At 66.8% G+C, this 12,749-nt stretch carries 13 protein-coding genes and 2 pseudogenes; 8 read left to right on the forward strand and 7 right to left on the reverse strand.

Annotated elements, in window-relative coordinates:
* Nucleotides 1-40: 40 nt before the first annotated feature.
* Nucleotides 41-289: a hypothetical protein gene (locus FHS42_RS38800; protein WP_312867097.1), complete on the reverse strand. Its 249-nt coding sequence runs from the start codon at nucleotides 287-289 to the stop codon at nucleotides 41-43.
* 2,070 nt (nucleotides 290-2,359) lie between these two features.
* On the opposite strand from FHS42_RS38800, the gene FHS42_RS30050 reads away from it, so the two are divergent.
* The 6 genes from FHS42_RS30050 to FHS42_RS30075 all read left to right on the forward strand — a co-directional run bounded on the left by FHS42_RS30050 (nucleotide 2,360) and on the right by FHS42_RS30075 (nucleotide 6,753).
* On the forward strand, nucleotides 2,360-3,352 hold the full coding sequence (locus FHS42_RS30050; RefSeq protein WP_184577934.1) for a hypothetical protein: 993 nt from the start codon (nucleotides 2,360-2,362) through the stop codon (nucleotides 3,350-3,352).
* A 491-nt stretch (nucleotides 3,353-3,843) separates the two neighbouring features.
* Nucleotides 3,844-4,641: a TnsA-like heteromeric transposase endonuclease subunit gene (locus FHS42_RS30055; protein ID WP_312867098.1), complete on the forward strand. Its 798-nt coding sequence runs from the start codon at nucleotides 3,844-3,846 to the stop codon at nucleotides 4,639-4,641.
* A gap of 87 nt (nucleotides 4,642-4,728) precedes the next feature.
* Entirely contained in the window at nucleotides 4,729-5,172 is a 444-nt protein-coding gene (locus FHS42_RS30060) for a hypothetical protein (protein ID WP_184577937.1), read from the forward strand.
* On the forward strand, nucleotides 5,169-5,753 hold the full coding sequence (locus FHS42_RS30065; RefSeq protein ID WP_184577940.1) for a hypothetical protein: 585 nt from the start codon (nucleotides 5,169-5,171) through the stop codon (nucleotides 5,751-5,753). Before FHS42_RS30060 ends, FHS42_RS30065 begins: the two co-directional genes overlap by 4 nt.
* Nucleotides 5,754-5,823: 70 nt before the next feature.
* Nucleotides 5,824-6,171 carry a hypothetical protein gene (locus tag FHS42_RS30070; protein WP_184577942.1) on the forward strand — a complete coding sequence of 116 codons (348 nt, stop codon included), beginning with the start codon at nucleotides 5,824-5,826 and terminating at the stop codon, nucleotides 6,169-6,171.
* 72 nt (nucleotides 6,172-6,243) lie between these two features.
* On the forward strand, nucleotides 6,244-6,753 hold the full coding sequence (locus FHS42_RS30075; protein ID WP_184577945.1) for a hypothetical protein: 510 nt from the start codon (nucleotides 6,244-6,246) through the stop codon (nucleotides 6,751-6,753).
* A gap of 77 nt (nucleotides 6,754-6,830) precedes the next feature.
* Here FHS42_RS30075 and FHS42_RS30080 read toward each other — a convergent pair whose 3' ends face one another.
* The gene (locus FHS42_RS30080; RefSeq protein ID WP_184577948.1) at nucleotides 6,831-7,523 is read right to left on the reverse strand and encodes a hypothetical protein; all 693 of its coding nucleotides are present in this window, start codon (nucleotides 7,521-7,523) and stop codon (nucleotides 6,831-6,833) included.
* Nucleotides 7,524-7,939: 416 nt separating this feature from the next.
* Here FHS42_RS30080 and FHS42_RS37700 point away from each other — a divergent pair.
* Nucleotides 7,940-8,189 (forward strand): annotated as a pseudogene (locus tag FHS42_RS37700) (histidine phosphatase family protein); the annotation flags it as partial.
* 158 nt (nucleotides 8,190-8,347) lie between these two features.
* Here FHS42_RS37700 and FHS42_RS37705 read toward each other — a convergent pair.
* The 5 genes and pseudogenes from FHS42_RS37705 to FHS42_RS30105 form a co-directional block, all read right to left on the reverse strand.
* Entirely contained in the window at nucleotides 8,348-8,629 is a 282-nt protein-coding gene (locus FHS42_RS37705; RefSeq protein WP_246495627.1) for an RHS repeat-associated core domain-containing protein, read from the reverse strand.
* Between the two features lie 199 nt (nucleotides 8,630-8,828).
* A complete protein-coding gene (locus FHS42_RS30090) occupies nucleotides 8,829-9,638 on the reverse strand; it encodes a peptidoglycan DD-metalloendopeptidase family protein (RefSeq protein ID WP_376772754.1) in 810 nt (269 codons plus the stop codon).
* 252 nt (nucleotides 9,639-9,890) lie between these two features.
* Nucleotides 9,891-10,370, reverse strand: coding sequence for a hypothetical protein (locus tag FHS42_RS36375; protein ID WP_246495631.1), 480 nt, complete (start codon nucleotides 10,368-10,370; stop codon nucleotides 9,891-9,893).
* 82 nt (nucleotides 10,371-10,452) lie between these two features.
* Nucleotides 10,453-10,666 (reverse strand): annotated as a pseudogene (locus tag FHS42_RS37710) (hypothetical protein); the annotation flags it as partial.
* Nucleotides 10,667-10,777: 111 nt separating this feature from the next.
* Nucleotides 10,778-10,927 carry a hypothetical protein gene (locus tag FHS42_RS30105; RefSeq protein ID WP_184577954.1) on the reverse strand — a complete coding sequence of 50 codons (150 nt, stop codon included), beginning with the start codon at nucleotides 10,925-10,927 and terminating at the stop codon, nucleotides 10,778-10,780.
* A gap of 248 nt (nucleotides 10,928-11,175) precedes the next feature.
* On the opposite strand from FHS42_RS30105, the gene FHS42_RS30110 reads away from it, so the two are divergent.
* Nucleotides 11,176-12,672, forward strand: coding sequence for an IMP dehydrogenase (locus FHS42_RS30110; protein WP_184577957.1), 1,497 nt, complete (start codon nucleotides 11,176-11,178; stop codon nucleotides 12,670-12,672).
* Nucleotides 12,673-12,749: the final 77 nt, after the last annotated feature.

The following is a 12,749-nucleotide window of genomic DNA, read 5'->3' on the forward strand; positions in this document are numbered from 1 at the left end:
TGAGGTCCCGGCCTTCTTGGAAGACTCGTCACCACTCTCCTTACAGGTGCAGTTCGTCAGCGCCGCATACCTTCACGAGGGTCAGGCCTTCGTCGTATGCCTTGTAGGCCTTGGACCATAGGTTGGCGAAGGCTTGTGAGCGGATGATGTGCATCCAGTCGGGACGGCGCAGATCCCTGTTGGATTTCGTCTCCTCCATGGTGGAGACGAAATCGGAGTACAAGGCTTTCACGTACTCCAGCGTGACCGCGTCGTCCTCGTCGAGGGCGCGGGCCCGTGCGTCACGCAAAGTGGCACGGAACTTCTCAAGCAGGTTCTCGGTGGATCCGGACGTGTAGGACTCGTGGATGACCGGTGGGTCACACAGTGCGTACTTGGAGCTCGATAGCCGCAGCAGGAGCCGCAGAGTGGACTCGGTAATCCAGACAGGTCCAGGTTCAAGGCCCGGCCCGAGAGGGTTGGGCAGGTAGGCGCCGTGTTCCCAGGCTGTGGGGGTGACGAGATGGATGCCAGCGCGACGCGGTCATGCAGGTGAGGGGCAGTGGGCTGGAGCTGGCCGAGGGGAAGATGGGTCTTCAAAGCGGCTAAGTAGGCACCGTTGATGTTGAGCGCCGCCACTGGGTCCGTCTGGTCTGGTGCCTGTGGGCGCTGCCAGTCGGGACGCGCCTCCCAGACGCGGTCAGGCGCGTGCGGGGACGGCTTGCGGAGTGTCTCGGGCAGTGCGGGGTGGCGGACGATGTCGTACCGGGCACCGATTCGACACGCGTCGAGCAGCCGCAGGGCGTCGGGGATTGTGCGTGCGGTGAGTGCTGCGATGGCTTGGCGCTGATCGCCGTCGTGGGCGGCCAGGGCTGCGGCGACGGTCTCCCCGATCAAGTCCTGGGTGGTGTTGGAGCGGTGTGAGGCACCGGAGCGGGGGTGTGGGATCCGGGGCTGTGGTGTCTCATCAGGCTTGGGAAGGCTGAGGGCCGGCAAGGGGGTGGCTGCCTCGGCGCACTCGGCAGCGGTGAGGCGTTGCGGATAGCCGTCCACTTGCTGGCTGGCCGGGTTTCCGCACAGCACGCAGAAGGTGTGTTGTGGCAAGAGTTCGGTGGACGTGTCGGGCGCCGGTTGATTGAGGGCGAGGTTGGGATCCTCGGCGGCGCAGGTGCAGGCGTGCGTGAGGAAATAGGCGTAGGCGGCGCGGACGGGTCCTTGCGGCTCGGCGTATCCCTCTTCCCATGCGTGGAGTGTGGCGGGGCTGATGCCGATCGCGTGGGCTACTGCATCAGCGGTGAGGGCGAGACTGGTACGCAGACGGCTGCGTTCGGCGGGCGCGGGCAGAGGAGGGCGCGTGGCGAGGAGGTCGTCGATCGCGGGGTATCTGCTCATCGTCTGTTCTTTCTCGATATGGCGGGAGGCGGGAAATGAGAGGAAGCGGCAGGTGCTAGTGGCGTGGGCGGTGCTGCCCCTCTCTCCGGTCCGTGAGCCGGAGACTCTTGCCAGCGCCGCGCGCCAGGGCTCGTCGGCGTTGCTGGTCCACGAGGCCGGGTCAATGTCGGGGCAAGAGGCGCTTGCCGAGGGCTTACATGAGGCGCGGTAGGCGGGCGCGGCAGCCAGGGGCGGGGTAGGTGGTGATAGGCCCCGGGAGGTGACCCGCCTCGCCGGCTTCTACTGAGATTCCGGCCGTGATGTCGCGCGACGACGGAGCCTCTGATCTGGGAATCCCGTCACCCGTCCGGCAACATGACGTCGAGATCATCAGTAATGGCTCATCGCATTGCTGCCCGTGGTGCACAGTGCTGGCAGGGTGAGCCTGTCACCGGCGATAAGCGGGCGCGTGCGCATATGTGCGGGGCCGCGGTAGCGGCATTGGCACCAACAGGGCAGGCACGCAAACGGTGTACGAACCTGATGTGTACCTGGCACGGATGGGGACACGTCTCGAACCTAGAGCGGGCTCGCAGTGCGACGTGATCCTTTCGGTCATTTGTTCCTATGCGTTGCCCGGATTCAACGCGTGTAGCACGCGATGGTCCGCCGTCTGTCTGTAGTCGACGGGCCCTGGCTGGAAGTCCGGCTCGTTGCTGGCCACCGGCAGGATATTCCGCCTCACCTTGACGTTCGAAATGTCATCAGCGCAGGTTAGAGCGCACTTTTGACGGGCAAGAGTGGGAGCTCTGATTTGCTTCCTTGCGCATGAGAGGGGCACTGTAGAGGCAGGGTCTGACAATGCGTCGGTGCGACCGGTGCGGCGGATATGGCGCGAAGTTTCGGCTACCGCCCGGTACCGCAACCAGACGCTGCATGTGCTGCCGGAAGGGTGCGCCAGGATGCGCCTATGAGTCTCACCTCGTCCCTCAAGGAACCGACGTCAGCGATGTCGCAGTTCCTCACCGAGCATCTGCCGGGCGTCGATGATCTGTTATCTGACTACCGCAGGCGCCTGGTCCGTTATCCGGCGCCGGTGAGCCCCGCCGCCGGCTTGGGGCAGCGACCGGAGTACCGGATGCTGGGTCACACGATCGACCACCGGCTGCGGATCAGTCTCGGAGCGCCCACCGGCCAGCCGATCAAAGAAGGGATCGTGCGGGCGGCTATCGACGACGGCGGCTGGCCGGCTCCTGACGTCATCAGCACGGTGCAGGCAGCGGGTCCGGTGTTACTGAAAGAACTGGACCAGTACGAAAGCAGCGAAGGCCAGCCGCTGGCGTGCGACTCCGAGACGGAGGACCGTCTGGTGCGGCTGTGCCACGTCGCCTCGAGCTTCGAAGCGATCTTCCGCCACGTGGGATGGATACGCAGCAACAGCCTGGGCTCCAGCCGGCCAGGCGCAACGCTGGATGAAATCGTCGATGCCGTACCGCCCTACATCGTCGACGACATCCGCCAGCAGATGAGGTTGGCCGCACATCCCGGCCCCTTCGACGGCCTACGGCAGCTGCCCGCCGCGCAGCGCGTCTGTGGGCCCGTCTTCGACGGCAGCCTCCATGTAGGAGGAGCCGACGCCGACTTCATCCTCCGCGGCCAGTTGATCGACTGTAAAGCCACTATCCGCCCCGAGCGGATGGGCCGCGCTGAGCTCTACCAGCTCGCTGGCTACCTTCTGCTGGACTACAGCGACAGCTACTCCATCGACTCCGTGGGGCTGTATCTGTCCCGCCAGGGCGCCCTCATCGACTGGAACGTCGCGGACTTCCTTGGCTTCATGGGCGCGCAGCTCGAGCTGCCCGACCTGCGCGCCGCCTGCCGGTACGCGCTGACCGACGGCGCGGCCGGCACACCCCCGCCGCCGGAGGTCCAGCGCCGCCCACTCCCCCGCCCGCGCAACGCACCCCCGGTCCAGGGCGCCCTCTTTGGCGACCTGTCCTGATCCACTGCGGCTACTCCAGCTGGCCCTACGGCAGCCGACAAGCGCAAAGGGCAGCGAGTGGAATGGCTCTTGCCTGCCTCTCGTGAACACTCATGCCGACGGCCGCTGCGCGACAGGATCTGCCGGGCACCCGGTCCAGGGCGAAGAACTACACGAGAGCTGAATGCCTTGGCGGGCAAGTCCGCGGCCGGTATGCGGCTGCAGGAAGGCCCCGCTTGCGAGTAAAGCCGCCGGGCGCGGCCCTGCAGGCGCTCAGATGGGAATCCTGCCCGTGTTCCGGGCGACGACAGCGCTCTCATCGGTGATGGCGCTGGAGCCGCTCTGCTTGCGCTCCTTGTAGCCGCGCGCCTTGTTGGTGTGAGCGCTGTGTGCGAGCCACGGCTCGCCGTCGTGGGCCCGACTGGCGTCTCCACGGCATGTGTCCAGACGCCTGTTCTGCCCTCCAAGCAGCGCCTTTCATCCCGTTTTCCCTGCATACATGAGAGTTGTTCGTGATCCCTCTGTCTTTCGAAGCACACCAGCAGGCTGATCCCCCACCGCCGCTGAACATCGGCCGTCGCTTCGCTGATCCGGCACGCATGCCCGCGCGGTTCATCCGCCCTGACGGCACCGAGCACGAACTGCCCTGGCTGGAGGCGGCTGGAGAACAGCGGCTGGAGGAGTGTCTGCCGGTGCGGCGGTTCCCCGTCTGCAAGGGGCGGCGCTCGGCGCCGGGCTGGTACTGGTCCGCGACCGACAGGTGCCTGGTGCACCACGGGTTCAAGGCCATGCGCACGCAGCTCATGATGCTGGACCACGATCCGGTGGTGACGGCTCTGGCCTGCCGGCCGGTGGAGCTGTCGTGGCACGGCCGGGGCGGCAGGACGGTGTCGCACGCGCCGCACCTGATGGCACGTCTGGCGGACGGCGGCGGATCGCTGGTGGACTGTGCGAGCCGGTTCGGGGCGGGGCGGCGACTGGTTTGGCGGGCCGCCCACCTGGAGGGTGCTGCGGCCGCGGCAGGCTGGCACTACCGTCTGATCGGACTGCCGCAGCCCGTGGTGGAGGCCAACGTGCGCTGGCTTGCCGGCTACTGGCATCCGCGGTATGCGCAGGACCGGTTGCCGGAGGTGGCCGAGTGTTTCCGGACACCGACAGCGCTGGCCGAGGGGGTGCGGTTGCTGGGTGATCCGATCGCGATGTGGCCGTCGGTGTTCCATGCACTGTGGGTGGGCGTGCTATGCGTGCCGCTTCAGCGCCCGCTGCACGAACGGACCGTCGCGGTGGCATGCACGGAGGACGGGCCGTGAGCCGGCCCCTGCTCAAGCCCGGCACTGTCGTGCGGTACGGCGGCCGGGAATGGAGCGTCGCGGGTATCGAGGCGTCCTCGGCGTCCGGTGCGCGGATCTGGCTTCCGGGACGGAGAGAAGAGCAACCTCACCTTTGAGGTGTGGACCACCGACGCCAGCGGCAAGGCCAAAAGCCGGGTCAAGTTGACCGACGCGAACGAGTACGGCGTCCTCGTCTCCCCATTCGTTGCCTCTGGTTCCAAAGCCCAGGTCACCGTGCCTACGGGTAAGTTGGTGAAGGGCGTGACCTACGTCTTCCATACCTCCGCGTATGACGGGTCGCTGTATGAGACGGGTTGGTCGCCATGGTCCACGTTCAAGGTCAACGTGCCCGCTCCGGCAAAGCCTGCGAAACCCTCGACTGTGGTGAACAACGGTAAGCCCGGGGAGTTCACCGTATCGCTGCCCGCCGCCACACGGCAAAGTGGGTGGAGTGGCAGCTCGATGCGACTGCGTGGGGACGCATGGACGCCGCGGGGAAGACCTCGGTGATCGTCGACACGGGTCTGCGGGCAGCCGTGAAATCCGCCCGAGTTGCAGCGGACCACGTCCTGGACGTGCGAACGGCAAACGACGGGGGTGCCTCCGCCATTGTGCCCATCCGGTTCTCCGGTAACGGCACTGGCAACGACAGTGGGAAGCACACGGTCGATCTCAAACTACCTGTTCCCGACCTCGATAGCCTCAACCCGGACCAAAAGAAGCAGGACGCCACGGGCGATGTGACACGGCCGTTGAAGACGTCGGCCGCCCCGGGCCTGGCTCCCAAAGCTCGGGAGCAGTGCGGTCCGGTGGATAAGAACGGCTACCAGGCGTGTTTGGGTCCTGCGATTGACCAACTTCCCCAGGAGGTCGAGACCACGCTCAAGCAGCAGCAGCGCGCCGCCGCCGTGGCGGGGGACGACAAGGGCGGAATGGTTGACTGGTGCGCCAGCAACACGTCCGGGGCTTTAGCGACCCGCACGGTCGAGTGCGAGGCCAAATCCCTCCCCCGCGATCTTGAAGCTGGACGGGAAGCCCCTTGGCACGGCGTACTTCACCTTGACGCGCGAGCTGAACCTGGATGGGTCTAACAAATTTACTCGGTGCGTCAATATCCACCCCATCCTCATCCCGCCCGTCTTTCGCGCGATCGAGATGGTCATGGCCGATCAGTTCTGCACCGGCCACACGCAGTGCGAGGACTCAGGTGAAGCCGAGTTGGCCGACTGGGACGGAAAGCCAATCTGGCAGTGCACCACCGCCACGCACGACGCCAACTTGAAGACGACCTGGACCTGGGACGAATCACAGAAGGATGCAACGTACGATTTCGAAACCGGCTTCCGTATCGACGGCTTGCTGATCGGCGGTAACGTGCCCGACGCGGGCCTGCAGACCGGCTACCAGTGGGGCATGGACGACCCGTCTGAGCTGCAGATGATTCGCTGCGACACCAAAACAGAGTATGGCAATAGTGGTTGCGTGTTCGTCAATGTCGCACCGAGCTAAAGTTTCAACGCCGTTAAATACCCGCAAGCCGCCGCACACGCCTGGCTGCTCCGGGAGAAGCTGCCCAACACGATGGGTGAACGGACTACGCAAACCCCGCTGTATTACCTACCCGGTGGCAAGTGCGCAGACGGCACGAAAAACCGGGACATCATCTGCGATGAAAGAGGCTGGACCGCGAAGAACGGCGACACGAGCGCCATGGACGGTGCCGGGGACCAAGCCAACTGCGACGAGTTCGCGTTCAACTCCACCTACAACGGTGGGGGCATGCCCAAGGCTGAGGATGGCCTGAACCCGGTCGGTTCCGGCAGCCAGTGTGTGCAGACCTACGCCAAGAAGGCCGACGACGGGACCGTACACCTCTACGACATCGATGGGCATGTGCCCACCTGGAAGGAGATCTGCGGCCGTTCCGCTATATCGGGAAAGCACAATCAGGGCTCGATGGCTGGTTTCGGCGGGTTCGCTAAAAATATGCGGCTGATGGACCGGGACCCCTACTGGCGCGAGACCAACATGAGAGGCGACTGCCAGGACAAGGACGGCGGGTTCAAATGCACGATGAGCATCAACAGGTAGGCGACCTACTGCCCTGGTAGAGCCCGGGGGGTGGTACGCCGGATGGCGGACCACCCCCCGGGCGCACACAACATCCCCTACCGCAGCGGCAACGCCACCGCGGGCAGCAGCCCCTCCTCCACGTCGGTGCGGCTGATGGAGATGCCGAAGTGGTCACCGACCGCCCGGTAAACAGCAGTCGCCCACTCGTTATCCCGGATCTCCCGCCATGGCCGAGGAGGGTTGAGCTTGGAATGTAGGGCGCCGGCGCGCGCCAGAGTCTCGTCGAAGGACGCCAGTTCTCTTGCCGGGTCTTCGGGGGTGGTGAGCCGATCCTCCAGCATGCCTACGCCGAACTCGGTCGTCCATACGACATCTGTCCCTGGCGGTGAGTAGGCGATCGCGCTGGGCGCGTCGTGGTGGTTGAGCGTCACACACACCAATGCCTCGTCCTCGCGGGGCACGGCCGCGGGTTCGCTGAAGTGGGCGAGGAACCAGGTGGCGGCAAGGCTATCCTCCAAGATGAACGTCCACTCCCCACAGGTGCCGAACATGCCAATCGACGCGGGGTCCGGTAAAGCAGGATGTGCGAACTGCCGGTAGGGCACCCTTTGGCCGATGGTGCTCCGATCCGCGCCAAGACGTAACAGCCAATCCTCCAGGGCAGGACCGCGTATCGCTGTCAGGGAAATCCCGGCACGCATACCAGATACGTCCTGGCCTGCTCGATCCTGGTAAGAGGCATACCGCCCCAGCCACCCTAGGCCACCATCAATCTGCGACATGCTCATAGCAACAACCCTAGCCACGGTCTCATTTAGAGGGACCGTCCCTTTCCGGCACACCGGCTCACATCGCAAGGCTGCAGACAACTCGGCGTCGGCCGGGCGTGGGGAGGGCTGCGCGGATGTCGCGGGCGGTGAGCGGGCCCACGAGAGCGGATACCGGGGCGTCGCGCCGCGAGAATCGGCATACTCTCTGATCTTCCTGCGGGAGAAGACTTGATTCCACTCACCGAAGGTGCGCGGCTCACAGGTCAATTGTTCTGTTTCCCGCGCGCGCCAGGGACCGCAGGGTGACGCAGGGAGGGTGGTCGGGTCGGCGGGCCTCGAAAGCTGATGCAGCCGTCGGCTGCGGAACCACATGGCGCATGTCAACGTCCGTCCAGACGTTCGCAAGATCATGAACCCTGACGGAGGACTTGCCCATGACGGCAACAACTGCCCGCGCTACCTGTACCTCACGCGGCACGGTGATGCCTCAGCGGACGAGAGCGCGCTGCCGGACAACGGCCGCCGTCAGGCCGTCCTGCTCGGGGAGCGGCTCCGCGGGGCTCCTCTCACGGCGCGATCCACCATGGCCCGCTCGCGCGCGCGAAGCAGACGGCGCAGCTGGTCTGCGAGCAGCTCGACGGTGTTCCCCTGCGGCGGTCCGGACCAGCCGGTGACTACATCCCCTAACAGAGCCGGCCCCAGCGCCTGTCGCCATACCGAAACCGATACTCGTAGCCTTTTTCCAGTCGCCTCCCATAACGGTACTTAGGGCTTCTCCGCCGGAACCGATCGTATTCGACAGGGAATATGCCTTAGTGGTCTTGTCGATTGCGCCTTCCGCTTCATTCGCAATCCCAGACACGCCGAAGAGTCCTCGCGGGCCGATGTCGTTGATGGGGTCGGCGGTGGCGTAGAGGTAGGGGGTGGTTTCCTGGCCTGAAGGGCCGGGTTGGGAAGCGCGCGAGGTGGGGGTCGTAGTAGCGGGCGCCCATCGTGTAGAGGCCGGTGGGCTCTTTGTAGGTGCCGGCGTACTGGCAGGGCTGAGGTGTTCGCTCGGTGGGAGTGGCCCGGGGCAGGCCGGTGGGGCCGTAGGCGTAGGAGTAAGTCAACTGGCCCTTTTTCATCGATCAGTCCGATGACCGAGCCGGTGGCGTCGGTCAGGTAGCAGAACTGGTGACCGCCCCGTGTCATGGAGTTGAGGGTGCCCGCCGGTTCACGGATTAATCCGGTGTCGGCGGCGTCGCCGGTGGTGGTGCTGGCCAGGCCGAGCGGGCCGTGGTGGAAGTGGGCGTCGCCGAGAAACATGTTCCCGCTCGAATCCGGCTATGGCGCGGTGTAAAGGTCCGACTGGCCGGTCGTGGCGGCCCGGACGGGGACGATGCATGTGTTGTCGGCGGGCACGCCTGCGTGCTCCTTGCCGTCGTCGTCCTGGTACCGCCAAGCGAAGCGCAGGCCTCGGGCGGACGTGATATCCGGGCCGTCCATGAGCTGGAAGTGCAGGTGGGGCTCCGAGGAGTTCCCGGAGTTGCCGCACTCGGCCAGCGGCTGGCCGGCTGCCACTCGATCGCCCACGACAACCTTCAGCGAGCGGCGCCTGAGGTGCGCGAACACCGCGTACACCCCGTCGCCTAGGTCGAGGACGAGGTGATTGCCCAGCAGGTGGCGGGGATGACCGAGGGATCGCACGAAACCCTCCACCAGGGTGTAGAGGACACCGGCCAGCGAGGAACGCGACAGGTGGTCCCGCTGCCCGTCCGTGGCGGTCACCACCCGGCCCTCTGCCGGGGCGAGCAACACCTCGCCGAAGGAGGGGTAGGACCGGGGGTGACGCGCCATCGGCCAGAGCCACACGGGGTCGGGCGCCGGGCGGCGAGCCAGGTCGATGGCGTAGGTCTGCGCGAGGTTGTGCGTATGGCTAGGCACCTTGGTGGCGGGCCCATTGCGTGCCATCCAGCGACCGTTCACGGGGACATCGAGTGTCAGCGGCACGGCCTCGTCATGCGGCGGGCGCTGCGCGCGGGTCATCGCCCGTCGCATTAACATGCCGGCCACCAGCAGGGCGAGCCCAGTGAGCCATAACGGCCCGAAGCCCTTGTTGTTCACGAGGATGCACGCGGCGCCTGCGGCTATCACCAAGCCGTGACGTTTCCAGAGCGTCTGCAACGTGGGCCTCTCGTAGGACGAACCGGTGAAGGGTCCCAGAATTTCAGGCGCGGGCTCGGGATCGTAAGCGAGAGGCATAGGGACTGCGGTCTCGGCTCACCACCGGCCACGCTGACCTGACGACCAGCGGTCTACTCCTGCGGGAGACGCGGTGCGTCTCCGCAACCGCTATACGCGACGCGCGTGGTCCGGCGTACGGCGGGCCACCCCCACAGCGCCCCTTTAGATCGTCCTCAGGCTCCGGCGGTGCGGCGTCCTGGCGGGCGGTGCCGGCGCGGCTTTCTCGCGGGCGGTGCCGGCGACGTGGCAGGTGCCGCACACGAACACGTCCCCGCCGTTCCAGGCCGTCCGGTGCACGGTGGTCTCTCTTCGACGCTGGTCGATGCACTTCCCCCCGCACCGCTTACACACCGGACGCTGCGCCTCCCGCTCAGCGGCACGGCGCCGCTCCTCCTCCGCGTCGGCGCGGGCCTCCTGGTCGCGGAAGAGGACGCCGCCGTAGGGGTTGTCCATAGCGTCCGTCAGCGTCTGCTGGCCCCTGCGGCCCAGCCGCCGCCACAGCGCCGCGTCCGCGCCGTGCTCCTGGAACTGCTCCAGGGTGGTCACGACGACGTGCACCACCTGGCCGTAGTCCTTCGCCGTGAACCCCCGGTGAAGAATCCGGTACCGGCGCGGTGCCAACCGCATAGGCACCCACGACATGCTCACCGGCTCGTGAGGCCGTGCCGCGTCGGGAGCGTTCGGGGAGGACGGTCAGCCACTGGCGGGCTCGGCGCCCACGCCAACCGGGGCGCGGGTCGTACAGGGCGCGGCCTCCGGGCCATCGGGAGAGCTCGGTGGTCAGCGCGACGCCGTCGTCGCCTTCCTCGGTCCACCACCCGTTGATCCAACAGCAGACCGCCCAGCGGGCCGCCGACCAGTTCGGCGTAAGTCCGGTTTGAGAGCGAGCCGGGGTGGGGGTCGTCGTGCTCCGCGCCGTAGACCCGGCCGTTCAGCAGCTACTCGTCACCGTTCATCCGACAAGCCTTCCAGCCGGCACCGACAACGAGAGGCGTAAGACGGCGTCGGGCCCGGCCTGAGTAGCCGTGCCCTACGCGGGAGCGGCGCCGCTACTGGGCCTGGAAGGCGCCGCGGTCGATGAGACCCTGGATGTAGGACGGCCAGTCCCGCTCCAGGCTCGTGGTGATCGCGGCACGGACCCGTTCGGTGACGTGCTCGACCTCGCCACCGGGGTAGTACAGGCGCAGGCCCTCCAGCACGCGCCGAGGACCGGAAAGAGCCACCCTCGACCGGCGATCGCCAGTGAAGAGGAGTCGATTCGTGCAGCGGCAGAGCAGTCGATAGGGTGCCAGGTCACGACCGCACCCGGTTCGACACGGGCTGGTCGGGGCTCTGCCGCAGTTCGCGGCACCTCCACAGCTGCCATGCCGACACCTGCATGTCCGGGCCTTGGGGCGATCTTCACGGCTGGGCAGTCGGGACCCGGCCGACGGGTCAGGAGGAACGAGTGGCACAGATCATCGCCGAGGTCTCAAGGACGTTCAACGAGTTTCTGCTCTTGCCGAACCGAACCCGGACCGACTGCTCGCCCGCAACGGTCGGCCTGTCCACACCCCTGGTTCGGCACGTCGTGGGCCAGCAGCCGGCGATCGAGCTCGGCTCCCCGTTCACCTCCGCGATCATGCAGGCTGTGAGCACACCGGAACTCGCGATCGCGCTCGCGCGCAACGGCGGACTGAGCTTCCTGCACCACAACCAGTCGATCCAGGACCAGGCCGCAGCCGTCCGCCAGGTGAAGAACTTCAAGGCCGGGTTCGTCACCAGTGACACCAACGTCCGCCCGGACGACAGCCTTTGCCACCTGGTCGCCGTCATGCAACGCACGGGTCACAGCACCGCCGTGGTCACCCACGACGGCACCGCCGCCGGCCGCCTACTCGGCCTGGTGACCTCCCGCGACTTCCATCCCCAGCGCCACGACCTCGACGGACCGGTGAGCAGTCGGATGACCGCCATCGCCGACCTGCCCCACGCCAGCGCCGACACCACGCTCTCCGAGGCCAACGCACGGCTGTGGGACCAGCGGCTGGACTGCCTCCCTGTGCTGGACACCGAGGGCCACCTGCAGTATCTGGTGTTCCGGTCCGACTACGCGGACAACAAGCGGTTCCCGAACCAAGCCGTGGACCCTGCCAAGCGCCTGCGCGTGGGCGCGGGCATCAACACCCACGACTACCAAGAGCGCGTCCCCGCCCTGCTGGAGGCGGGCGCGGACGCGCTGTGCTTCGACTCCTCCGACGGCTACAGCGACTGGCAGGCACAAGCCCTGACCTGGGTGAAGAAGCACTACCCGGAGATCCCGACCGGCGGCGGCAACGTGGTCGACGGGGAAGCGTTCACCTTCCTCGCCGAGGCCGGCGCGGACTTCGTCAAGGTCGGCGTGGGCGGCGGCTCCATCTGCATCACCCGCGACCAGAAGGGCATCGGCCGCGGCCAGGCCAGCGCCGTGCTGGACGTCGCCGCCGCCCGCGACGCCTTCCGCGATCGCACCGGCGAGTACGTGCCGATCTGCTCCGACGGCGGACTGGTGCACGACTACCACGTGGCCGTGGCACTGGCCATGGGCGCCGACTTCGTCATGATGGGCCGCTACTTCGCCCGCTTCGACCAGGCCGCCGGCGCGAAGCTCCCGACTCGCGACGGCTTCGTGAAGGAGTACTGGGGCGAAGGCTCGAACCGGGCCCGCAATTGGCAGCGCTACGGCCAGGGCGCCCAGGGCCTGATCTTCGAGGAAGGCGTCGACGGCTACGTCCCCTACGCCGGTGACCTCAACGAAGGGCTCGCCCTGACTATCGCCAAACTCAAGACCACGATGGTGTCCTGCGGCTCCGCCACTCTTCCGGAATTCCAGTCCACCGCCCGGCTGACCCTGGTCTCCGACCAGAGCTTCCAGGAGAGCCACGCCAACGTCACCCTGCGGGACGCCCCGGCGACCATCGCCTGAGAGGCTGCCAAGAGCCACGGACCACTGGCCGGAGGGGGAATAGCGCACAGTCGGAATAACCCCCTCCCGCCAGTAGT

Source organism: Streptomyces zagrosensis (genome assembly GCF_014203645.1).
Lineage (GTDB): Bacteria > Actinomycetota > Actinomycetes > Streptomycetales > Streptomycetaceae > Streptomyces > Streptomyces zagrosensis.

Coding starts and splice junctions, on each gene's coding strand:
- FHS42_RS30050 (WP_184577934.1), top strand. CDS start 2,360: ATGTCGCAGTTCCTCACCGAGCATCTGCCGGGCGTCGATGATCTGTTA.
- FHS42_RS30070 (WP_184577942.1), top strand. CDS start 5,824: ATGGCCGATCAGTTCTGCACCGGCCACACGCAGTGCGAGGACTCAGGT.
- FHS42_RS30075 (WP_184577945.1), top strand. CDS start 6,244: ATGGGTGAACGGACTACGCAAACCCCGCTGTATTACCTACCCGGTGGC.
- FHS42_RS30080 (WP_184577948.1), bottom strand. CDS start 7,523: ATGAGCATGTCGCAGATTGATGGTGGCCTAGGGTGGCTGGGGCGGTAT.
- FHS42_RS37705 (WP_246495627.1), bottom strand. CDS start 8,629: ATGAAAAAGGGCCAGTTGACTTACTCCTACGCCTACGGCCCCACCGGC.
- FHS42_RS36375 (WP_246495631.1), bottom strand. CDS start 10,370: ATGTCGTGGGTGCCTATGCGGTTGGCACCGCGCCGGTACCGGATTCTT.